The 23,251-nt window shown below is 36.2% G+C and carries 25 protein-coding genes; 1 reads left to right on the top strand and 24 read right to left on the bottom strand.

What is annotated here, in order from left to right; translation table 11 throughout:
- Positions 1-2: 2 nt before the first annotated feature.
- The 11 genes from ptsP to NC818_02905 all read right to left on the bottom strand — a co-directional run bounded on the left by ptsP (position 3) and on the right by NC818_02905 (position 12,877).
- Positions 3-1,739, bottom strand: a complete 1,737-nt coding sequence (ptsP, locus tag NC818_02955; protein ID MCM8783724.1) for a phosphoenolpyruvate--protein phosphotransferase — start codon at positions 1,737-1,739, stop codon at positions 3-5.
- Between the two features lie 38 nt (positions 1,740-1,777).
- Entirely contained in the window at positions 1,778-2,056 is a 279-nt protein-coding gene (locus tag NC818_02950) for an HPr family phosphocarrier protein (GenBank protein ID MCM8783723.1), read from the bottom strand.
- Position 2,057: 1 nt separating this feature from the next.
- Entirely contained in the window at positions 2,058-4,064 is a 2,007-nt protein-coding gene (locus NC818_02945) for a DUF1926 domain-containing protein (GenBank protein ID MCM8783722.1), read from the bottom strand.
- Positions 4,061-5,299 (bottom strand): YvcK family protein, encoded by a 1,239-nt coding sequence (locus NC818_02940; protein MCM8783721.1) that lies wholly within the window; start codon positions 5,297-5,299, stop codon positions 4,061-4,063. Before NC818_02940 ends, NC818_02945 begins: the two co-directional genes overlap by 4 nt.
- Before the next feature lie 91 nt (positions 5,300-5,390).
- Positions 5,391-6,311 (bottom strand): cation diffusion facilitator family transporter, encoded by a 921-nt coding sequence (locus NC818_02935; protein MCM8783720.1) that lies wholly within the window; start codon positions 6,309-6,311, stop codon positions 5,391-5,393.
- On the bottom strand, positions 6,308-6,829 hold the full coding sequence (locus tag NC818_02930) for a chromate transporter (protein MCM8783719.1): 522 nt from the start codon (positions 6,827-6,829) through the stop codon (positions 6,308-6,310). The genes NC818_02935 and NC818_02930 overlap by 4 nt, the downstream gene beginning before the upstream one ends.
- A gap of 1 nt (position 6,830) precedes the next feature.
- Positions 6,831-7,121 (bottom strand): hypothetical protein, encoded by a 291-nt coding sequence (locus NC818_02925; GenBank protein ID MCM8783718.1) that lies wholly within the window; start codon positions 7,119-7,121, stop codon positions 6,831-6,833.
- Positions 7,118-10,246 (bottom strand): efflux RND transporter permease subunit, encoded by a 3,129-nt coding sequence (locus NC818_02920; protein MCM8783717.1) that lies wholly within the window; start codon positions 10,244-10,246, stop codon positions 7,118-7,120. Before NC818_02920 ends, NC818_02925 begins: the two co-directional genes overlap by 4 nt.
- Positions 10,247-10,287: 41 nt before the next feature.
- Positions 10,288-11,172, bottom strand: a complete 885-nt coding sequence (locus NC818_02915) for an efflux RND transporter periplasmic adaptor subunit (GenBank protein MCM8783716.1) — start codon at positions 11,170-11,172, stop codon at positions 10,288-10,290.
- On the bottom strand, positions 11,169-12,431 hold the full coding sequence (locus tag NC818_02910; GenBank protein ID MCM8783715.1) for a TolC family protein: 1,263 nt from the start codon (positions 12,429-12,431) through the stop codon (positions 11,169-11,171). Before NC818_02910 ends, NC818_02915 begins: the two co-directional genes overlap by 4 nt.
- Positions 12,428-12,877, bottom strand: a complete 450-nt coding sequence (locus NC818_02905) for a MarR family transcriptional regulator (GenBank protein ID MCM8783714.1) — start codon at positions 12,875-12,877, stop codon at positions 12,428-12,430. Before NC818_02905 ends, NC818_02910 begins: the two co-directional genes overlap by 4 nt.
- Positions 12,878-13,034: 157 nt before the next feature.
- Between NC818_02905 and era the strand changes: the two genes are divergently transcribed.
- Positions 13,035-13,937, top strand: a complete 903-nt coding sequence (gene era, locus NC818_02900) for a GTPase Era (GenBank protein ID MCM8783713.1) — start codon at positions 13,035-13,037, stop codon at positions 13,935-13,937.
- A 58-nt stretch (positions 13,938-13,995) separates the two neighbouring features.
- Here the strand turns inward: era and NC818_02895 are convergent, their stop codons facing one another.
- From NC818_02895 to NC818_02835, 13 genes are all read right to left on the bottom strand, one after another.
- Positions 13,996-16,098: a sodium-translocating pyrophosphatase gene (locus NC818_02895; GenBank protein MCM8783712.1), complete on the bottom strand. Its 2,103-nt coding sequence runs from the start codon at positions 16,096-16,098 to the stop codon at positions 13,996-13,998.
- 137 nt (positions 16,099-16,235) lie between these two features.
- The gene (locus tag NC818_02890) at positions 16,236-16,874 is read right to left on the bottom strand and encodes a DUF6062 family protein (GenBank protein MCM8783711.1); all 639 of its coding nucleotides are present in this window, start codon (positions 16,872-16,874) and stop codon (positions 16,236-16,238) included.
- 125 nt (positions 16,875-16,999) lie between these two features.
- Positions 17,000-17,839 (bottom strand): 4-hydroxy-3-methylbut-2-enyl diphosphate reductase, encoded by an 840-nt coding sequence (gene ispH / locus NC818_02885; GenBank protein MCM8783710.1) that lies wholly within the window; start codon positions 17,837-17,839, stop codon positions 17,000-17,002.
- A 3-nt stretch (positions 17,840-17,842) separates the two neighbouring features.
- The gene (locus NC818_02880; protein ID MCM8783709.1) at positions 17,843-18,652 is read right to left on the bottom strand and encodes a ZIP family metal transporter; all 810 of its coding nucleotides are present in this window, start codon (positions 18,650-18,652) and stop codon (positions 17,843-17,845) included.
- 9 nt (positions 18,653-18,661) lie between these two features.
- A complete protein-coding gene (locus tag NC818_02875) occupies positions 18,662-19,087 on the bottom strand; it encodes a VOC family protein (protein MCM8783708.1) in 426 nt (141 codons plus the stop codon).
- A gap of 125 nt (positions 19,088-19,212) precedes the next feature.
- Complete coding sequence (locus tag NC818_02870; protein MCM8783707.1) at positions 19,213-20,034, bottom strand: transporter; 822 nt, start codon at positions 20,032-20,034, stop codon at positions 19,213-19,215.
- The gene (locus NC818_02865; GenBank protein MCM8783706.1) at positions 20,031-20,306 is read right to left on the bottom strand and encodes a hypothetical protein; all 276 of its coding nucleotides are present in this window, start codon (positions 20,304-20,306) and stop codon (positions 20,031-20,033) included. Before NC818_02865 ends, NC818_02870 begins: the two co-directional genes overlap by 4 nt.
- 13 nt (positions 20,307-20,319) lie before the next feature.
- Positions 20,320-20,544, bottom strand: a complete 225-nt coding sequence (locus NC818_02860; protein ID MCM8783705.1) for a 4Fe-4S binding protein — start codon at positions 20,542-20,544, stop codon at positions 20,320-20,322.
- A 202-nt stretch (positions 20,545-20,746) separates the two neighbouring features.
- Positions 20,747-21,418, bottom strand: coding sequence for a tetrahydromethanopterin S-methyltransferase subunit A (locus tag NC818_02855; protein MCM8783704.1), 672 nt, complete (start codon positions 21,416-21,418; stop codon positions 20,747-20,749).
- A 1-nt stretch (position 21,419) separates the two neighbouring features.
- Complete coding sequence (locus NC818_02850; protein MCM8783703.1) at positions 21,420-21,689, bottom strand: hypothetical protein; 270 nt, start codon at positions 21,687-21,689, stop codon at positions 21,420-21,422.
- A 238-nt stretch (positions 21,690-21,927) separates the two neighbouring features.
- Positions 21,928-22,293 carry a NifB/NifX family molybdenum-iron cluster-binding protein gene (locus tag NC818_02845; GenBank protein MCM8783702.1) on the bottom strand — a complete coding sequence of 122 codons (366 nt, stop codon included), beginning with the start codon at positions 22,291-22,293 and terminating at the stop codon, positions 21,928-21,930.
- A 2-nt stretch (positions 22,294-22,295) separates the two neighbouring features.
- The gene (locus tag NC818_02840) at positions 22,296-22,766 is read right to left on the bottom strand and encodes a DUF134 domain-containing protein (protein ID MCM8783701.1); all 471 of its coding nucleotides are present in this window, start codon (positions 22,764-22,766) and stop codon (positions 22,296-22,298) included.
- A 174-nt stretch (positions 22,767-22,940) separates the two neighbouring features.
- Entirely contained in the window at positions 22,941-23,162 is a 222-nt protein-coding gene (locus tag NC818_02835) for a DUF167 domain-containing protein (GenBank protein MCM8783700.1), read from the bottom strand.
- Positions 23,163-23,251 lie beyond the last annotated feature (89 nt).

The raw sequence follows: 23,251 nt of genomic DNA, 5'->3' as shown, positions 1-23,251 counted from the left end.
CTTTAGATGATTATTTCTGGGATAATTTCTTTCAATTTTAGCTTTAAAAATCTCAGGATGTCTTCACTGGTGGACAAGGAAAGGCACTCTTGGGCAATCTCTTTGGCTTGGGTAAGAGTTATTGCGCGGATAACCTGTTTGACTTCCGGAACACTTACGGGACTGACACTGAATTCATCTAACCCCAGCCCTAAAAGAACGGGGATAAAGAGTATTTCACCAGCCATCTCCCCACACATTCCTACCCAGATTCCTTCTGCATGGGCAGAATTAATAATATTTCTGATTATTCTTATGATTGCAGGGTGAGCAGGTTCATAAAGATAAGCAATTTTTTCATTTACCCTATCCACTGCTAATGAATATTGAATAAGGTCGTTTGTGCCCACACTGAAGAAGTCTACTTCTTTTGCCAAAATATCGCTTGTAACTGCGGCAGAAGGAACCTCTATCATTACACCCACTTCCAAATTTTTATCAAAAGGAATATTTTTTTCATTTAATTCTTTTTTAACTTCTTCTAAAATAGCATTAGCCTGATGTAGTTCTTCTATTCCCGAAATTAAAGGATACATCAGTCGAAGTTTTCCATCTACCGAAGCCCTTAAGATTGCTTTAAGTTGCGTTTTAAATATATCTGGTTTTGCTAAACAGAATCTTATTGCCCTCCACCCCATAAAAGGATTTATCTCGTAAGGTATTTCTAATTGAGAAATAAATTTATCTCCTCCCAAGTCTAGAGTCCTTATCGTAACCGGATTAGGAGCCATCTGAATTGCTACTCGGCGGTATGCCTCGTATTGTTCTTCTTCCGATGGCAAATCTTTTCGGTTCATATAGAAATACTCTGTTCTATAAAGTCCTATTCCAAAAGCACCATGCGCAAGCACAGAAGGAATTTCTTGGGGAGATTCAATATTTGCTGCTATTTTTACTCTGTAACCATCTAAAGTTTCTGCGGGGAGGTCCTTCAGGCCTTCTAATCTACGTGTAAATTCTTTAAATCTTAATAATTCTTCTTCGTATTTACTTAAGGTTTCTTCTTGGGGATTGATAATTACTATTCCTTCATTACCGTTAACAATAAGATAATCACCGTTTTTAACCCAACGGCTAACTTTTTCTAAACCTACCACCGCAGGAATCTCTAAAGATTTTGCCATGATTGCGGTATGAGAAGTGCGTCCTCCTATGTCGGTAACAAAACCGAGCACATTCTCTTTATGCATCAAAGCGGTATCTGAAGGAGAAAGATTATATGCGACGACTACTACTTTATCTTTTAATTTACTCAAATCCTGTCGTTGTTGTCCGATAAGGTTGCGCAGTATCCTCTTGCCAACGTCATCTATATCACTGATTCTTTCCCTGAGATATTCGTCATCCATTTTGGAGAAAACCTTTATATATTTTTTTATTACATCTACTAAGATGTATTCTACAGTGAATTTTTCTTTTCTTAACCGTGAGATGACCTCTTCTAAAAACATTTTATCTTCCAGGACAAGCAAATGAGCGTTAAATATCTCAGCATGGTCTGAACTCATTTCTTCCGCAATTTTTTTCTGTATCTCTAAAATCTCTTTTCTTGTCTGAATCAATGCTTCCTCAAATCTGGCTATTTCGCTGGGTAGTTCTTTATCTGAAATCTCTCTTCGAGGAATAGTAGGTTCTTCAGTATCAATAAGAAAAGCACGTCCAATAGCTATTCCGGGGGAAGCAGGAATGCCTTTTAAAATCCTCTCTTCTTTGTCTTTTAATATTTCCTCTTCCATATTCATTTGATTAGTTGCGTTTCTTCCTCTAAAATGATTTTCTCTAAGGCGGTAACTGCTTTTTCCGCATCTTCTCCTTCTGCCTCAATCCAAATTTCTGTTCCCGGTCCTATTTCTAACATAAGAATCCCCATAATTGATTTACCATTGGCGGTGAGTTTATCTTTACGCACCACAATATTTGCTTCGAATTTATTAGCCAATTGCACAAAAAGAGCAGCAGGTCGGGCGTGTAACCCTTGCTTATTTCTGACTAATATTTTTTTCTTTATTTTTTTCATACTATTTAAGTTCAAAATCACCTGAGATTCTAAATTCTTTCTCTGGGATGGAGTTTAGTTCCCAAACAAGAACAATCCCCAATTCTTGGTAGGTTTTCTCAAAACCACTTTCTGTTTCATAGATTGTTTCTACCGGAAAGTGCCAGAGCTTGCCCTGTTTGTTAAAATTCATTTCTATCTCTATACCAAACCAAGTATCTTTAATTAATAAATTATTTATATTGTCTCTTTCTCCTAAAGATGAGAGAAGGTTATCCCATAGGGAAAAATTGAATTCCACTGCAAATTTTCCATTCCAAAATGTTTTTGATTTATTTAAGATTGAATAAGCATAGGATATCCTCTTCATATTTGATTCCAGTATTAAAGTTTTTTGTATTTCAAAAGGTAGCCCATCACAAAAAAATTCCCTTTTTAAATTTACTCTGATTAAACTACTCTTTTGGTCTACAGAATCCAATATATATCTATTAAGAAGAGATTCCTTTTCTTCGTAATTATTCTTTAAAAAATTTTCTTTGGTAACATCAGCGTTAAGAAAGTGTTCCAGGAGACATCCTTTACGATAACGGTCATAGACCAGGAACTCTTCCCATTCTCGCGGTATGTGTTTTTCTATGTCATGAATACTGGCTGTGTTCTCGCGATGGGTAGAACATTCGGTGTTTGCAAGAATTTTTTCTCTTATTTTATCGTGATATTTCTCCTTTCTTCGGGCGATAGTATTTACAATGTTAATTTCTTTATCTTTATGGTCAATCTCGTAGATGCCAGCTTTTTCTTCTAAGTCTATATAGATTTTGAGTAGTTTGTTTGACAGCATAAGCTCATTTGCCCCATCGCAATCGAAATCATCTGTCTTGTAATCTAACCAATCATTTTTATTGTAGCAGGATTTCTCCACGATATTTTCTGCTCGGATAAGATTAGAGTAGGCACTGCATCTTAAATGGTTTAGATACAATCCCCCAAATACACCGTGCCAATAACTGTCATTGTTCTGGGACATGTAGAGATAACGTCTGGCCTCTTCAAATTCTAAACTTTGCATTTTGCATTTTGCATTTTGTACTTTCCTGCTTACTTCCAGCATCCTTTTGTGCATATGGTTTGCTTCAGGATATTTTGCCAAAAAATTCCTAAAATATCCGTTTGACCAATCGAGCATCTCGTCATAACTTGCACAGGGTAAATAGATTCTTCCCGTAGGAGGAAATTTTGCTAAATATTCACTAAAAGTTACTGTTTCCAACCATTCGCCGTTATTTTCAATAATTTGAAAGAACCTTTCTAACCAGTGCTCTTCATATACCCATTTGTAGGTTCCTGGCCAGAGACCAAATTTTTCTCCATCATCAGCAAAGGTTATAGCCTTTCTTCCTATGTTAAAAGATTGTTTTAAATAACCTATCGTCTCATCAGGAAGCTTAAAAGGTAATGCGTAGCGTAAAAACTTCGAACCGGGGAATATTTTGGTAATCTTGTTATCGTATTCGGTAAGGTAATACCCCCAGAGCTCTTCGCGCATTTTTCCTGTTTTTTCAAAATGTGTATCATCCACGATTGTATAAGCTATATCTGCTTCTTTGAAAGTCTTGGGCAAATCAGGTTCCCAAACTCTCTCCGTAAGCCAGGCACCCTGTGGCTTAACTGACCAGAGATGGAATATTTTTTCATTTAAAAGCTTTATCTGCCCAATTCTATCCTCTTCGTTCAAAAGAACGAGGATTGGTTCATAATATCCCGCAGAGAGGATCTCTATCTGTTTTTTCTCGGTTAATCTCTTGATACGTTGAATAAACTCTGGTTTTTTATGCTCTAACCAATCCAAGAGACTTCCGGAGTAATGCAGAGCTATTTTAATCTGAGGATGTTTTTCTAAAACATCCAGAAAAGGAAGATAGGCCTTATTAAATGCGGTTTCAAAAACGTGGTCAAAATTCCCCACAGGTTGATGCGAATGAATTGCTATCAAAAGTTTCATCTTTTCCATATTTACTGAATTCATTTTCTAAGGGAGTTTAGCAAGTCCATAATACAACGTGCAAGTTTTTCGGGACTATGCCGAACAAAGTTGGTTGTAGAAATTACATCCTCTTCTATAACTTTATATCCCCATTCTCTGATTTTTGCAGAATCGTTTGTTACAGGATAAGCATTTTCTTCTTTGTATTTCTCCCGTAGTGAATAGGGAATGGGGGCAGTGTTTACGATGCAATAATCAATAATACGGGGATGAGTGTGTTCAATAATTGTCTTAACATGGTCAGAGGCGGTAAAATTATCAGTTTCTCCGGGCTGAGTCATTACATTGCAGATATATATTTTTATTGCACTTGTTCTTAAAATTGCTTCTGTCATACCCCGGACAAGTAGATTAGGTAAAACTGATGTATATAAACTTCCCGGTCCCAATATTATTGCCTCTGTTTCATAAATTGCCTCTAGTGCTTCATCAGTAGGGTTGCATTCCAGAGGATTAAGGTAAAGTTTTTTGATGGGCATTCCGCGGTTGGGAATCTTGGATTCCCCTATTGTTTTTGTTCCATCTGTATGTTCGGCAATCAGTTTTACCTTATTTAGGGTAGAGGGAACTACCTGCCCTCTTATAGCCAATACTTTACTTGACTCTTTGATGGCTTTTTCAAAATCTCCAGTAACCTTAGAGAGTGCGGTTATAAAAAGATTGCCAAAATTGTGCCCCTTTAATTCGGAATCATTATCAAAACGAAATTGAAACAACTCACGCATTAAAGGTTCGGCATCCGCAAGGGCTACTAAGCAGTTTCTAATATCTCCTGGCGGCAACATGTCAAACTGTTCCCGTATTCTTCCCGAGCTACCACCGTCATCTGCTACTGTAACAATCGCTGTAATGTTGGAAGTGTATTCTTTTATTCCATGCAGAAGCACAGACAGTCCTGTTCCTCCTCCAATTGCTGCGATACGCGGGCCTTTTTGTAAGTGTCTTTTCTGATATACAATATCTACCAATTCTTTATCTTTTTCAGGCAATATTATATTGATAAATGATTTAACCATATATTTTATACCTAACGTTAATAAAATTATTCCCAATAAAAGCAGTAAAGAACCGCTAAGGATAAACAACGGGTCTCTCTGGGAGACAACCTTTGCCGAACCAATACTCACGCAGAATATACCCAAGGCACAGAGAAATATCCAGCGCTTAATCCGCATGCCGGGGTATAACCATTTGAAGAAACGGAATATATTTTCCATAACTGTCCTTTTTTTGAACATTAATTATAGCATTATAAGATAAAAAAAGAAATCAAAAAATTTAAGGAAGAATGTCTACTCTAACTTACGATTATAGGGGGTCGACGTGGACTACTGCAGAAATTCCCAAGTTCTCTTTCAACCTTTGCTCTACTGCTTCTGCTATTTGGTGGGCAGAGTCTACACGGAGTCGGGATTTTACTTTGATATGTAAGGATATTCTTAATTCTTCTCCATATTCATGAATCTCTATGTCATGGATGTTCTTTACCCCTTTAATTTTATATGCCTCACTTTGAATTTTATATAAAATTTCTTTATTGGGAGCATGACCTATTAATTTATTTGAAGATTTATGAACAAATTTTATTCCCAGCCAAATTATTACTAAAGAGATTATTAACCCTAAAAAAGCGTCAACAATGAAGTAACCAAATTTTGAGGCGATGATCGATAAAATTATCAATAAAGAAGCGATGGCATCAGTGCGATGATGCCAGGCATCAGCAAGTAAGGAATCACCTTTTATCTTCTCCCCTAATTCTGTAGCAAATACTGCCAATTCTTCTTTTAGATACGCAGAAATAACAAGAAAAATAATGGTTCCAAGGCCTGCTTTTACTGCTTGGGGATTTAATATACGCAGGAAAGAGTCTTTTAAGAAATTAAATCCTGCAAATAACAGTAAAACTCCGATGATTAAGGTAGAAATAAATTCTATTCTCCCATGACCAAAAGGGTGTTCACTATCTGCAGGGCGTTGCGAAGCTTTGAATCCTACCCATACAATAACCGAGGTGATCACATCGGAAAAGGTATGGAAAGAATCGGCGATAAGGGCGATACTGTTAGAAAGGATACCAAGTAAGAATTTGGCCAGCGAAAGAATTAGATTAACGATGATACTCGTTACTGATTCCAGATAGCCATATTTTGCCCTTACTCCCGGATTATGAAAATCTCCGTAATCTTTTACAAATAATTTCAAGAGTAGGCGTGTTAGTATCCTCATACTTTAAAAATAAGGGAAATAATTAATCCTCCAATTACTATAAATATAGGATTAACTTTAAAAAATTGCAAGAGGACAATCGCTATGATTGCAATTAAGAAAGTTTTGAGGTTGGTAATTGATGTTTTAAAAAGATTTATGATGGCAATGGTAATAAGCGCTATGGCAATGGGCCTAATGACATTAAGAAAATTTTGCATAAAAGGAAAGTTTTTAAGCTGTAAATACTTGCTGGCAATAATAAATAAAAATCCAAAAGGGATGATAATAAGTCCGACGGTGGAAAGAATGGCTCCTTTCAACCCGGCAACCCTTGTTCCTACAAAGGTAGCTAAATTTATGATAATTGGGCCGGGGGTTAATTCGGCAATAGCCACTAAGTCTGTAAATTCCTCCATCGTCAACCATTGGTAGGTGTCTACTATATATTTCTGCGCAAGCACAAGCATTGAATAGCCACTTCCAATAGTAAATAGTCCAATTTTAAGAAAAGTAAAAAATAGTTTTATAAGAATCATTTTAAGTTATTTCCTCTACCGGAAGAACAAATGCCTTTACCCCTTCGTATCCAAATCTCTTTCTCAATTCTTTAATGCAACAAACCATTTCATTCTTTTCTTTTTCTTCACAGGCGACGTATAAAAGATTATTTCTTCCTGGCCAGATATCGTTTCCTAAGTGCGTTCCTGAAGATGTTCCCTTTCCATATACCCCGGCAATTTTTGTGTAATTTTTTAAGCCACATTTTACCATAATTTCCATCACCATTTCCTCTATTGCTTCATTATAGACAATCATTACCATTTTCATAAGCGCCTTTCTCTCCTTTGCTTAACCCTCGTTTCTAGGGCTGTATAGAGTGTAGGTACAAAAATAAGGGTGATAAAAGTGGAAACAGTTAATCCGCTAATCATGGTTATACCCAGAGGTTGCCATACTTCTGAACCTTCTCCTTTTAGAAAAGCCATAGGAAAAAGACCAGCCAGCGTAGTAAAAGTAGTCATAAACACTGGCCTTAATCTTTCTTTTCCTGCTTGCGCTACTGCTTCATACATAACCAGTCCCCTGGCGCGCAATATATTTATATAACTGATTAAAACTATAGCATTATTTACTACTATTCCCATAAGCATTATTATACCCATGAAGGAAATAACATTAAGGGTTGTTTTGGTAAGAAAAAGCCCTAAGAACACCCCCGAGAAAGTAAAAGGAACACTAAACATTACTACAAAGGGATCGAGGAGAGACTCAAATTGTCCCGCCATAATCATATAGACAAGAATAATGCCTAAGATTAGCAGAATTGTTAAATCTTTAAAGGCCTTCATCTGCTCCTCAGCTTCTCCTCCAAAGTTAATTCTTATATCTGAAGGTATAACCAACTGTTTCAAGTTTTGTTCGATATCTTCCCTAACCTTTCCTACTGGTCTTCCAAAGACGTTACATTCAACTTTTACTACCCTCTCTCGGTTGGTTCTTTCAATATCTACAGGTCCTGTGGTTTCGTAAACCTTTGCAAAATTAGCCAGCTTTACGAGGTTTCCGGTTAGAGGAGCAACAACAGATAGATTCTCAATGTCTTCTATCTTTGTGCGTGAAGCTTCTTCCAATCTCACATAGATATCGTAAGTCTCACCCTTTTCGCGATACTTTGTTGCAGTAGAACCTTCAATGTAAGCCTTTAACGAAGAAGCAATCGTCTGCATATTTAAACCTAAAATAGAGGCTTTTTCTCTATCTACGGCAATCCTCAATTCAGGTTGGCTTATTTCACGCGAAATACTGATATCCACTGCTCCGGGAATTTTCTCAATTATATTTTTCAATTTCTCCGCTAAGGTATTTGTCGTTTCAAAAGAGTGTCCTACAATTTCTACCTGAATTGCCTTTCCCCCCATTCCGGTAATCATTCTTCCCATGGGATTACCAGTAGAAATATCTATTCTTAACACGCCGGGGATTTTACCAATTTCTTTTCTCAAAACCTGTCCAATTTCAAAAACCGAGCGTGTTCTTTCTGTTTTGGGAACGAGTTTTGCTCCGGCAACGATTATATTTTCTCCTGATTCCCCCGACGCTCTAAAAGCTCTCCCCATACTCGTGGTTGTTCCTGGTCTTACAAACATAACTCTTTTTTCGGGGACATTTTTTTCTAAGATTTCTTCTATCCTTAAAGCAATTTTTCTTGTTTCCTCAAAACGTGTGCCTAGTGGAAGACGAATGGTAGCCCGCACATCTCCTGTGTCCTGTTCAGGGATGAATTCATTACCTAAAAAGCGCAGAAGAAAAAGGCTTGAAATGAATAAGAAAGAGAAACAAAAAATAATTAATTTTTTATGTCTGAGACTTGATAAAAGTATTTGAGAATATAAATTTTCTAAAGATTTGAGGCCTTTCTCTGAGAATTCGTAGAGTTTACTTAACCCTTTCTTTTGTGTTCCGGTTGTTTGTTTTTCTTTTAATAATTTTGAACATAACATGGGGCTAAAGGTAGAAGCAGTAAACAGCGAGGCAAATAAAGTTATAGTAACCACCATTGCCAATTCCCCAAACATAATTCCGATTATTCCGCGTATAAAAAAGAAAGGTAAAAATACGGCGATGGTAGTAAAGGTGGAAGCAATGATTGCCAGAAACATTTCCTGGGTACCAAAAATTGCTGCCTCACGCAAACGTTCACCTCTTTCTATATGTCTCCAAATATTGTCCACAACCACAATGGCGTTATCCACTACCATCCCAGAAGCAATAGCTAAGGAAGATAGACTTATGATATTGATAGTTCTTCCCTGCAAAAAAAGATAGATGAAAGAAATTAGTAAGGAGAAGGGAATAGTCAAAGCAATAATCAAACTGGTTCTGAACTGTCTTAAAAAAAACCAGACTACCAAAATTACAAAAAATATGCCCCTCAAAAGAGAACTTTTTAGGGAATTTAGAGAATTTATGATATCCTGAGAACTGTCAAAAACCGTATTTATCTTTATATCCTTAGGCAATTTCTTTTCTAATTCGCTCAAGAGATTTTTCGCCCTCTTCGCCACTTCTACAGTGTTGGTCCCTGTTTGTTTCTGGACCATCATCATCATACCCCGATTCTTATTTATTCTTGCCTCAAGGGTTATTTCTTTAAAGCTGTCTTCCACTCTTGCCACATCTCTTAAGTATATTGTTCTATTTCCCCTTTTTCCTAAAATTACAGAGTTTAACTCCTCGGGAGAAGAAAATTCTCCGGGGAGTCTTACGAGATAACTGGTTAAACCTGATTTTAAATTTCCTACGGGTTGAGTTATGTTTTCCTTCCTTAATGCATCTAAAATATGCAAAATAGAAAACCCATATCCTTCTAAACGACCTCTATCTATCCAGACATTAATCTGTCTTTCCAAACCTCCAAATAATTGTACCGTTCCTATACCCGGAATTTGCCTAATGGGGTCAGCAATCTGTTTATCGATTAAATCAAAAAGTTCAGCATAATTTTGCTGAGCGGTAATTCCTACAAACAGAATAGGCATCATTGCAGTATTGAACTTAAAGATAAAAGGGTTTTCCATCTCGTCTGGTATATCCGGTAGGGAACGTTTCGCTAATTCAATACGGTCGCGAATGTCATTTGAAGCGTTATCAAGATTAGTTCCCCAGGCAAATTTAAGAGTAATTACAGAAACTCCTTCTGCAGAAATGGAAGTGATTTTTTCTATTCCTGGGGTTGTAGCCAGTTGATTTTCTAAAGGTTCAGTTACTTTTATTTCTACATCCTCAGGACTTGCCCCCGGATAAGCAGAAATTACACTAATTACTGGCGGTTCAATCTCCGGCATCTGGTCTACTCCCAAACGTGATAAGCTGTAGATTGCCAGAATAATTATTCCTGCAAAAATCATTAAGTTTGTAACCGGTCTTTTAACTCCAAATTCAGGTAATTTCATGTTTAAAGACTTTCTAGACTTTTGATATTATAATTTTTAACTCAATCACTATTTTCCTCGACTGTTACTTCTACTCCCTCATACAATCTTTGTTGTCCCATAACTACTACTAAATCGCCTTCTTTTAACCCTTCAATGACCTCATAATACTGACCTTGGCGGATTCCTAATTTAATTTTCTTTAAAAACGCTTTATTTTCCTCTACTGTGAAAACATATAAATCGGGTTCTTTACCGATAATTGCTTCTCTTAGAATAACCGGAACATTTTTATGCTCCGAAATGATTAGACTTACACGAGCAAAGAGACCAGATTTAAGAAGATGTTTGAGATTGGCTACAGTTATTTCAATAGGAAACGTTCGAGTATCACTATCTAATACCGGACTGATTTTAGTTATTTCTCCACTAAATTCTTGGGCGGGATAGGCATCTACATATATTTTTGCTCTTTGACCTAAAGAGATGCGGGGAAGATGCTTCTCGGGTATTTCTAATTTAATTTTTACCTTATCTAAATCTAGGACTTTAGCAACCGGAGTCTGAGGACCAACGTTTTCTCCTAAATCTACATAAACCCTTCCGATTACTCCATTCAAAGGACTTTCTACAGGTGCCTTTTCGAACTTAAATCCTACTTCATCGCGGTCAATATATAATATTGTTTCTCCTTTCGTTACAAAACTACCGTCCTCTTTTACCTTTTCGATAACTTTTCCTGTTACTTTGGGATAAACTAAAACTTCATCCTTGGCTTTGATATCCCCAACGTACTCTATAGTCTCTAATAGGTCTCTTGGTTTTATCCTAATTACCCTTACAGGAATTGTTTCTGGAAGAACCTCTTTCTTTACTTCTAATTTCTTCTGACAACCACTGAGCATTAAAAATCCACAAAAGGCTAGAACAACATTTCGGATTCTCATTTTATCTCCCCTATTGCCCTCTCCATTCTTGCTTTTGCAAGTAGATAGTCATAGATTGCTTCTTTAAGATTAAAATTAGAGATTTCAAATCCCAATTTTGCATCTTCTAAATCCAAACTGCTTGCAATCCCCATTTTATACTTATCGTTAATTATGCGTAGATTATCTTCGTAGAATTTTATTTCTGTATCTTTTGCCTTTAATTTTGTAAGAGCGTTATTTAACTCTAAATAAGCATCTTTTAATTCTGAGGCTATATCCATAATGGTCTTTTCTTTAAGCAGTTGAGTTTCTTTTAAATCAATTTCTGCCTGACTTATTTTTGCCTGAGTAGCAAAACCGTCAAATATTGGCCAGGTTAAGACAATCCCAATGGTCTGATGACTTTCCCAATCTTTTGAAATCGCTTGCGGAGCATTAGAACGATTAATATAATAGTCCCATGAGGCATATACGCTAGGAAGGATTTCTGCTCTGGCAGTTTCTTTTTGTAATTTATCTATTTTTTCTTGTGCTTCGTAGAACGATAATTCAGGTCTTTCTTTAAGTGCTTTAATATAAACTTCATCAAAAGCTATCTCTTTCGGCTCATAGATGAATTTGCCTTCAGGTTCGATATCTATGCTTTTTTCCAAATTAAGTAAATTTCTCAAGTTCATTTTTGCCCCTTCTATTTGATTAAGAGATGTAAGAAAAATGTGCTCTACACTTGCCATCGCCTGTTGTAATTTAATAAGCTCTGATTCAGATGCTTGGCCGTTATTATAGCGTTCGCTAACGACCTTAAAATGATTTTTGGTATTTGCAAGAATTAATTCATTTAGTTTAGCATATTCTCCCGCTAAGAGGAGAGTAAAAAATGCCTTTTTAACAGTATAAACTGTTTCTAAAATAGTTTTATTGAGTGAAGCCTGATTCATTTCTATTCTATATTTAGTCTCTTTAATATTACCTAAAGTTTTACCGCCGGTGTAAAGAGATTGTTTTAGAGATAGCTGGTTAGAGAAATTGGTAGTATTTTTATCGTAATAATCGAGTGTCTCCGATATTGAACTTCCTAAACTGATTTTGGGGAAAATTCCTGCCCTTGCTTCTCTTAATTTCTCTTTTGCCTTCTTCAAATCTTCCTCTTTAATAAGAATCTCCCGATTATCCCGCAAGGCAATAGTTATTGCTTCCTCAAGGGTAAGCTTTATAGGTTCTTTTGCCCAGGATAAAGAAATGCCTATCAGATAGATAAATAAAATAAATTTTCTCATACTGTGCCTTTGTGATTATTCTGAAGAACCTTATAAATTTTATTCAAGATGTATAAATATTGCTGGCGTTCTTTTTCTTCAAGTTTACCAAAAATATCCTTGATTAAGATTTGCCTTTGTTTAACTGTTCTTTCAACCAATTTCTTGCCTTTTTTAGTAAGCTTTATCAATATGATTCTTCTGCTTTCCGGTGCGCTTTCCCGTATTAAATATGCATCTCTGACTAACTTATCCACAATCCCTGTTGCCGCAGGTGCACTTACCGATAGAATTTCTGCTATTTTTGACATCATAGCAGGTCCCTCTCTATATAAAAACTCCATAACTATAAACTGTGGTAAGGTAATTTTTCCTTTAAATAATTCATTAGATTGCCTTTTGGTCATTAATCTCATTACCTTGGGCAAGATAATCACCATTTTCTTGCTAAATTGGTTAATTGACATAGGAATAATTGTTATACTTAAGTTAATTAAATATTAATGTAACTAAATATAGCAAAAATTGAGATATCTGTCAACGAAAAACATAATAACAGCATAAGTATTTGGTATAATTTATATTGATATTGAATATCTATCTCAAAACTGTTATATTTAAAACATGGATAAAAAATGTGGATTTGTAGCAATTATCGGAAGACCAAATGTAGGAAAGTCTACTCTTCTCAATAATATTTTAAAGGAGAAAGTAAGCATTACTTCTTCGAAACCACAAACCACTCGATTTCAGATCCGAGGCATTCTCAATGAAGAAAGAGGTCAAATTGTCTTTGTAGATACCCCGGGTTTGCATATTCCTAAAAGTGAATTGGGAAAATATTTAAATACTACTGCCTTAAGGGCAAAAACCGACTGCGACCTTATTTTATATGTTGTGGATTTAACTCGTCCACCAGGTGAAGAAGAAAAGAATATTATAAACAACTTGAAAAATATAAATAAACCGGTTATTATGGTGCTCAATAAGCAGGATAAAGGAACAGGTTTTGTTAATGAATACATAAAACTTTGGCAGGAAAATATAGGGAACGAAAAAAACATTCTTAGATATTACATTCCTTTATCCGCCTTGGAAGGTAAAAATGTTGCGGAACTTTTAGATATAATATTCTCTCTACTTCCCGAAAGTCCTCCATTCTATCCCATGGACATGCTTTCTGATTTTCCTCTTAAATTAAACATCTCAGAAATTATTCGCGAAAAGATTCTCAATATTTTAAAAGATGAACTTCCCTACTCTACTGCGGTTCTGGTAGAAGACATTGTGACACGTAAGGAGAATATCATTTATATCAAGGCAATTATTTTAGTGGAAAGAGATTCGCAAAAAGGAATTGTTATTGGAAGAAATGGACAGATGATTAAGAAAATTGGGGAGCTGTCAAGGAAAGAAATAGAACTTATTTTAGAGAAGAAAGTATTCTTAGACCTACATGTTAAAGTGGAGAGAAACTGGCAAGAAAATCCCCTTATCTTAAAGAAGCTCGGCTACTATACTATCTAAAAACCATAAACTCTAAAACCAAAATGAAACTGGAAAGGTTTTAAATCTTATTTAGAGTTTATTTACACATTGTGTTGGTAATTATGAATGAAGCAAAAACGATAGAGACCATCGACATGAGTTTTATGAGAATATTCAATGATGGTCCTGAAGTATCTTTAAAGGGATCCCCCACAGTGTCTCCTACTATACTGGCCTTATGAGCCAAGGAGCCTTTTCCTCCTAAATTACCTGCCTCGATATATTTCTTTGCGTTATCCCAGGTACAACCGGTATTTGCCATCATTACCGCTAAAACAAAACCAGAAACAAGTGCGCCCATTAATAGTCCTACTTCTGCTTCCAATCCCATAAAGATACCTACTAAAAGAGGAGATATTATGGCCAATAGAGATGGCAAAATCATTTCCCGCTGGGCACCGGCGGTGACAATGCTTACGCATCTACCATACTCTGCTTTTGCTCTTCCTTCTACCAAACCTTTTATCTCCCGAAATTGCCTCCTTACTTCTTCTACAACTTTACCTGCTGCTCTTCCTACCGCTCCCATCGTTAAAGAGCAGAAGAAGAAGGGAAGCATTCCTCCTACAAAAATACCTCCTACAAGACGCGGATTTAAGAAATTTAAGTCTAGGGATTTTCCTAAACATTCAATTCGCTCTTTATAAGCAACAATTAAAGCCAAAGCGGTTAAAGCGGCAGAACCAATAGCGAATCCTTTCCCCGTAGCCGCGGTAGTATTTCCCAACGCATCAAGGGCATCGGTGCGTTTTCTTACCTCTTCTCCCAAGCCAGCCATTTGTGCATTGCCTCCAGCGTTATCGGCAATTGGGCCATATGCATCGCTGGCTAAAGTTATTCCTAAAGTAGAAAGCATACCCACAGCAGAGATTCCTATTCCATAAAGCCCCAAATTAAAATTATGTGCTCCTCCAGCAAAATAGAAACTTGCTAAAATGGCTATTGCTACAATAACCACAGGAATTGTGGTAGAAAGCATTCCCACCGATAGACCACCAATAATTACGGTAGCCGGACCGGTTAATGCAGTGCGAGAAACAAACCGCGTTGGTGGATATTTATCGGACGTAAAGAATTCTGTGGAAAGTCCCAAGAAAATTCCTCCCAAAAGTCCGGAAAGAACTGCTCCGTATACGCCGATAAGCTCATTTCCAAGTAGAATCTTTATTACAAAATAGGAAAAAATGGCGATTAAAACTGCACTGGAAAAAATTCCTTTACGTAACGCTTTAAGCAATACTCCTTGCTCTGCTTTTTCTCCAGCTCTTACAAAAAATGTTCCCAGCATAGAGGCAATCACACCTACTCCTGCCATCACTAGGGGAATAGTTACGCCTTTTATTCCCAAATTTGCAGAAACAGCCAGAGCCATAGTGGCTACAATTGAACCTACATAGGACTCATAGAGGTCTGCTCCCATTCCTGCCACATCTCCCACATTGTCTCCTACATTATCCGCAATTACTGCTGGATTTCGAGGGTCATCTTCAGGTATTCCTGCTTCCATTTTTCCTACAAGGTCTGCTCCGACGTCTGCTGCTTTGGTGAAAATTCCTCCTCCAACACGTGCAAAAAGTGCCTGAGAACTTGCACCCATCCCAAAACAAAGCATGGTAGAAGTAATTGCGGCAATTTTATCCATTCCCCCTGGCAAGGGATGAGTGGAATAATACCAGTTTAGTAACCAATACCAAATACTTAAGTCTAAAAGCCCCAGTCCTACAACAACAAAGCCCATTATTGCTCCACCTGAGAAAGCCACTCTCAAAGCACTGTTTAAGCTTGTTCGTGCGGCGTTAGCGGTCCTGTCAATGGAACTGGTGGCCATACTCATTCCGATATATCCTGCCAAGCCAGAAAAAAAACCTCCGCTCAGAAAAGCAAAAGGGACAAAAATTACCAAGTATCCTTTTAAACTTAACCAGAGTAAGACAAAAAAAACTATCACAAAGAATAAGGAAACCACCGAATATTGTCTTCTCAAGTAAGCTCGGGCCCCTTCTTTAACCGCATCTGCAATTTCACGCATTTTCTCTGTTCCGCGGTCTTGTCTTAAAACCTTCCAAGCCAAAAATCCCGCAAAGATAAGGGCTAAAATTGACCCCAAAGGAGCAATTAACAAAAAATTAAAGTTTGACATAAAACCTCCTTCCTTTTAATAGTTATTTCTGTTTATTTTTCTAAATCCGTTGGTTTGTTGTGTTTGTTATTTACCTTTTACGGATTATGGATATATTGCTTAGCGGTATTATATGCAAAATCGCCATAAAGTTCAAACTATAAAAAGATTCCTTCTTTACCGGTTATTTTTTCAATTGCCTTAATCCAAGCGTCCTTCTCTTTACCAAGCTCTTCCTTAGAAAAACGCCAATCGCATTTTCTTATAAACTCCTTTAAATTCCTGTTTAATTCTGATATTTTTTCTCGTTCTAAAGATAATAGCTCTGCAATCTGTTTTGAATTTTTATTCTTCTTAATCAATAAAGTTAAGTGAGGGAAACAAACTCCAAATGACTTTTTATATTGAGAAATAAATTCAGGCTCATTAAAATTTCTCCAGAATATCTGTGTATAATGCTCGAGAGTATCATTTTCTTCTTTACAAAATAAGCATAATTCCTTTCTCTCTACTAATTTCCGACTATCTATTTTTATTTTTCCTAAGATTAATTCTAAAAGGTCTTGGTAAATAATCGCCTGCCCTGAACTACTCCCTATTTTCTGTAGTTGCCAGGCATGACGATTACAGAAACCCAATGATCTTCTTAGTTTCTGTCTCAATAGAGAATCGTTTACCCTTTCATATAAAAAATCACGCATAGATTTATCTATGTTTTTTCTTAGCAAGAAGCAGATGGGACAATTCTCTTTTAGGGCTTCCAGAAGATTGAAAAAAGCTATATGTTTTGTTTCCATTTTATCTTATAAAATAAAACCTCTACTTTCACGTAGAGGTTATCAATCCCTGCAGGGATAACAAAAGCGAACCTCATCGCTTTTATTTAAGATATCATTTATAGCTTAAAAAGTCAAAGAAAAAACTAATTTAACTTTCTAACAAAATCCACAACTTCCCTGATAGTTTCTTCAGGAGTAGAGGCTCCGGCAGTAACCCCAATAGAATTTATTCCTTGAAACCATTCGGGTTTTATATCCTTTTTGTTATTTATCCAAAAGGTATTTTTATTTATCTTTTTGGCAATCTCATACAACCTTTTAGTATTGGCACTTGTACTAGAACCAATAATAAGCACCAAATCATTTTCCCGAGGTAAAGTCTTTATCTCTTCTTGTTTTATACGGGTAGGTTTGCAGACGGTATTAAAGAACTTTAAATCTTTAATATATTTTTCCATTATTCCTCTTATCTTTTCAATCTGTTCTATATCCTGAGTAGATTGCACTACTACCGATGCTCTGTTTATCTTTCTAATCTTTCTTATGCCTATTTTCTCTTTCGGATCAATTACTATAGGAGCGGTTTTTAATTGTCCAATGATACCTAAAACCTCATCATGGTTTTTATCTCCCACAACGATAATTTTTCTTTCCCTTTTCTCCTCTTCCTTAGCAATCTTATGAATCTCTTTTACCATCGGGCAAGTTGCGTCTACAATCTTATATCCCTCCTCCCTTGCTCTTTTAAGAATATTTTTTCCTACACCATGAGCACGGATAAGCAAAATTTTTTCTTTTCCGTTCTTTAACCTTTCTAATTTTCTTATACCTAATTTATAAAGCTTTTGGGAAACCTGCTCATTATGTACAATTTCTCCGAAAATAAAAACCTTTTTATTGTTTGAAGCCACCTTTTTAGCAATTTCAATTGCTCTCTTTACCCCAAAACAAAATCCTGCTGATTTAGCTAAATTCACCTTCATATTCTATATGCCGAAAGCATTATCCAAAATCATCATTAAGATAAATCCTAAAATCGTTCCTAAGGTGGCTAAGTCGGTATTTCCATTGCGTTGTGCTTCTGGAATAACTTCCTCTACCACCACAAAAATCATTGCTCCCGCAGCAAAACCCAGGGCATAAGGAAGTAGATAACGCATATGGATTGTGGCTAAACAACCGATTACTGCAAAAATAGGCTCAACAATTCCCGAAAGTTGCCCGTACCAGAAACTTCTGAAACGTGAAAGTTTTTCTCTGCGTAAGGCAATAGATACCGCAAATCCCTCAGGTATGTTTTGAATACCAATACCCAAAGCTAAAACCAAGGCTTTTATAAGATTTTCTTTAGGAAAATTTAAAACAGTCGCTCCTATGGCTACGCCTACTGCCAAGCCTTCAGGAATATTATGTAAAGTAATGGCAAGTACTAAAAGAAGACTCCTTTGCCATGAGGTTTTAAATCCTTCTGCTTGAGCAAAACCAATATGCAAATGAGGTAAGATTTTATCAATAATTCTTAAAAACATTGTCCCTATTAAAAAACCTAAACTGGGAGCTAACCAGGGAACCATTTCCATTTCTTTTGACAATTCAATCGCGGGCAGAAGTAGAGACCAGAAACTTGCAGAAATCATTATTCCACCAGCAAAACCCAGTAAAGCATCAAATGTTTTCTGGCCGAACTCTTTTCTCAGAAAAACCAAAAAAGCACCAAAAGCAGTAAGCATCCAAGTAAAAAAACCCGCAATGAGTGCTTGGATTAAAGGGGTTAAATTTTGAAAAAAAATATACATATTAAATAGTTACAAATCTTCCACAAGCTCTACCCAATTTTTATCGGGGTCATAACAGAAACAAACTTTAGTATTGTTGTAAGGCGTTTTGGTGGGAGAGGAGATAAATTTCACTCCCAGTCTCTTTAGCCGTTTATATTCATCATCCAAATTCTTAACTGTAAAAGAAATGTGATTATATCCAGATTTTATGTTTATTTTTGGTTTTTTCCAATAATGAAGTTCAAAAATGGGAGGACTGTTTTGGGTTTGATTTCTACTGCGCATCTTTACATAAATTAATCTTATCCCCTTAACACCAAGAATTCTTTCTGGATACTTCCCTTCTAACTCTATAATCCTTTCTATTCTAAGCCCTAAAATATCGCGATAGAATTTTAGAGATTTCTCTAAATCTTTTACCAAGATACAAGTGTGTCTAAAGCCTTTTATCATATCTTTATAATTATAATATATTTTAAACAAATTCAAGAGAAATATTATGATGTAAAGCTAAAAAACATTGCCATTAATTCGTTTTTTTAGCAGGTTTGAGGATTTATATTCTAGGTTAAACTTTTTCAAAATTTATAACAGGTCTTGATTTGAAAGAAATCTCCTTGGATGGTATTTTTTGCATATACATCGTGGAGATAAGTAAAAGTTAGACTAAAGGGCTTAAGACGAAAATAAATATCTCCTCCCACCGAAAATGTTTCCCTTCGGCTATCAGCAACTTTAATTCCATCAAGTTTACGGTTTGAGCTTTTCATCCAACTTAGCGATGGTCCAGCTTTACATGTTTTGGACAATTGCCAACCTAAAAGACTTTCCAATCTTAGTTCATCTCCTGGTGAGACTTTAGTATCAGGGTTTTCCAACCTTAATCGATACTGAATTGCCCCATCAAAACTTAACTTATCAATGGCTTTATAAATAAAAAGTGTGGTTCTAATATCATATTGATTGCTTCCGTAATTGACACTCTTGCGGGAATCGTATTCTCCTGTGGGTAATTTTATAGTGAACATAGGTAGAACATCAAATTCGTTAAAGGGAAGAAAATATCCTCCTCCTGTAATAATATCGCCTAAGCCATAAGAAGAAACATCATAAAAACCGCTGTGCACATAACCTAGCGGTACTAGCGCGGTAAGAACCCAACTCTTCTTATAATAAGAAAGGCGAAATATCTCTTCTATTTTATGATATTCGTAATTTTTTATAGCGGTTTTACCCTCGTCATTGGTGGTTTTATCTCCGCAATATACAGAGGAATAAGTAAGGAAATATAATCCTTCTACAGCACGATAACCATCGTAAAAATTGACTGCTGAACTTTGGTCTATAGTAAAAAAGAGAAACGCCGTAATTGTAGATATAATAACAGCAAGACGAATCATTTTTCTTTTTCCTTTCCTGAGGAATCTGCAAGGGTTACCGGTTTATTTCTTTTATTAAAACTCCTAATTTTTACCTGCAAATTACCCATCGGACAAATCAGACACCAGGTTCTCTGATGAATAGGAATTCCCAAAAATATAGATAAAATGGTGGTAATTAGGCACACCCTTACAAAAATAAAACCTACTGCATTTAGGTTCTTTGCTGAAATTATAAATTGCAGTATAAATAATCCCACGAAAATAAAAAATATAATCCATCTTACCTTCAAAAGATAAAAGAATTTAGGAATTTTCCTTTTTTAAACTGACTCTACTTAATACCAAATCCAAAAATGCACCTCTTGGACACAAAAATCTACACCAGAATCTTCCCTTAAAATAAGAAAGCGTAAAGAAGAAAGCCATCATTGCTAAAACCAGATATCCTAATATAGGAATGAGTAATCCTCCAATCAAGATGAGAGGAAGAATCCAGATCATTATTGATTGACTAACTATCTTTTTCATCAGAGGTAAACTAAAAGTCCACCTACGAGGTGGAATGAAGTTGGGAAAGATATTTTTCTCTTATTGCTGACTCTAAAATTTTAATTAAGTAGATATTCAAAATTGGTATAGGTTATATAAGTCTGTTTCTTTAGGATCATTTCGGAAAATGAAATTTAAGATTTCATAGATTATCCAGCAAGTATTTATCAAGAATGGATTTTTATTTTTGTCGCGCTTTGAGTTTTTTTATCAATTCTTGCATCTTCTGAAACGCCTCTTGTTCTTTTTTATCTTTTGGCGCATAAGCAGGATTAGTAACCTTCCAAGTAATCCTACCGCAAATAGGCTCTGCTTCATAAGCGCCCATATCCCAAAGTTCGTATCCTCTAAGCTTTGTGGGTGTCTCCTGATAACAAGCCCAAACCACCTCTTTAATTACTTCTGGCGAGCCCTCATTAACCAAATCTATTAATTTGGTTTGGGTTATAAATCTATCTATCCATTCTTTAGGTATGTTAAAAAGAAAAGGGGCGGGCGCTTTCGTCCCGATGATTCTTCTATTTTCATCAACTCCATTTTTATAAAGGGCACTTATGGTTTCGCCGACCAAATGGCCCGGAGACTCCGGACCACAAACGATAATATACCTGATATTTGGATTGGCTATGACATTACAGATTACCTTTTCTAATCCTACATTTTCTGTCTGCAGGGTACCGGATAAAGCCGCTCCAGTCTCAACAGCCGTTCTTACCAACAGTTCTATCGATTCGGGCGTCTGTTCTCTTCTCCACTTTAAAATCACAATAACCGCAACGGGAGAATTATCGTTACCTCTTAAATAACATCCCTCCTCTGGGGGATAAGAAGGCGGGGGGGTAATTTTCAACATTTCAAATTTTTTCTTCTATAAACTCAATGCTTGCCGGCGCAGGCAAAAATAACCCGGCAGTAACTTCAATCGCCTTAAATATCGCCGCGGGCACAATACAGCTATTTCTACAAAGATGTTTTGTGGCTAATTTATAAACCGTTGATTCATTCATTGGACAAGACACCTCTTCGCCGAGGTTGATTACTTTTAACTCCTCGAATAAAGCCCTAACATGCTCACAGGCAGTATCAAAGTTTAATTCTATTTTTATGGGAGTTTTTTTTGGCATTAATCATCACTTCATTTCCGCGTATACCTGCCTTTACCCATAAAGAAGCCATAGAATTCCCTCTCTAAATTTCATAAGATGCTAATGTTTTTTATTTGGTATATGTTTATTTTACCATACAGTACAGATTTTAAAAATAAAAATAAATATGGTGGGAAGAGTATATCTGGGGTGTGTCTGAAATTAATTATAGCTGCTTTCTGTCATCACTCTAACTAGCCAGTTATTTACCTTTAGTTTAATGACATCTATGCTGGCTGCAGGCGCTTTCCACGGTAATTTCCTCTAACAAGCCTTGCTTGAATTGGTTAATGACCTCTTCCACTGTGCCCTGACTAATACGATACGCCTTTATCCCTGAAGCATTCAATCCTTGAACCGCGCGCGCTCCCATTCCCAAACAAACAACCGCGCCAATCTTTTTTGCGCTAAGCGTCTTTGTTGGCTGACAAGCGCCATGAATATGGCGCATATCCGTATTATTTATTATTTCGATGCTATCTTTCTCAGCATCATAAATAGTAAAATAAGGAGCGCTTCCGAAATGTGCATAGACAACTGCTTTTAGACCTTCATCTGTTTCTGTAGGAATACATATTCTCATCTTTAATACCTCCTGCATCTTCCTCTGCCATAACCCGGACCACCTCCTCGGGCATAACCCCTATCGTCTGGGTGGCGATGGATATTCGTACTTTTACATTGAGGACATTCTTGGGGCCTTCCTGTTCCATAAGGAATCTCCCAAGTATGATTACAACCATAACAAATGAATTTTCTCATTCCTGCCATCTTATATACACCTCCTTCTATTTTTAGCGCCTTTGCATTTAAAAGGGCGTCTGCTATCTTTTTGTGGGCACTATCTATAATATTGCCAAAGGTCTGGCGTGAAATACCCATCTTTACTGCCGCATCTTCCTGATACAACCCTTCTAAATCTGCAAGCCGTATAGCTTCTAATTCATCAAGGGTTAGGTTAATTTCCTCAAGATTATCTAAAGAAATGCCTCTTGGCTTAAAATAATTTACTTGGGGCCTACATCTTATAAATCTACATTTAAATGGCCTTGGCATATTCTAGTTCCTCATTATTAGCATATGCTAATAATATACATTGCCTTTTTTATTTTGTCAAGATAATTTTTATCTAAAAAGAATAACATCATATAATTTTTTGGATACTGGGGATCTTGATAGAGATATCTCTTGTGGATAGACTATTATGGGAGTATCTGTGGATAAGATATGTTAGAAAACAACTTCTATATACTTTTGTTTTGAATAAAAATCCCAGATAATTCTTATCTGGGATTTTGAGACACTGAAATAATTAGATAGAACTTCTATCACTGCCCTGTTGGCTTTATGATCTTTAGGTGGTTCTTTTACCCATACCTGAAATTTATTCTCAGAAATCTTTTCTATTTTTTCTTGCTTTGCATTAGGTTTTACTTTTACAGAGATTTTCATCAAGAGTCCTCTTAAAGCGCCAGGCCATAAGCGGTATTGCAGAGGTCAAGAAGGTTGAATAATATTTTAGATGTTTCTTGATTGTTGCC

It is taken from the genome of Candidatus Omnitrophota bacterium (assembly GCA_023819145.1).
In the GTDB taxonomy this organism is placed as follows: domain Bacteria; phylum Omnitrophota; class Gorgyraeia; order DTHP01; family DTHP01; genus JBFWKV01.
The sequence above is the reverse complement of the archived record's forward strand: the minus strand, read 5'-3'. Positions and strand labels throughout refer to the sequence as shown.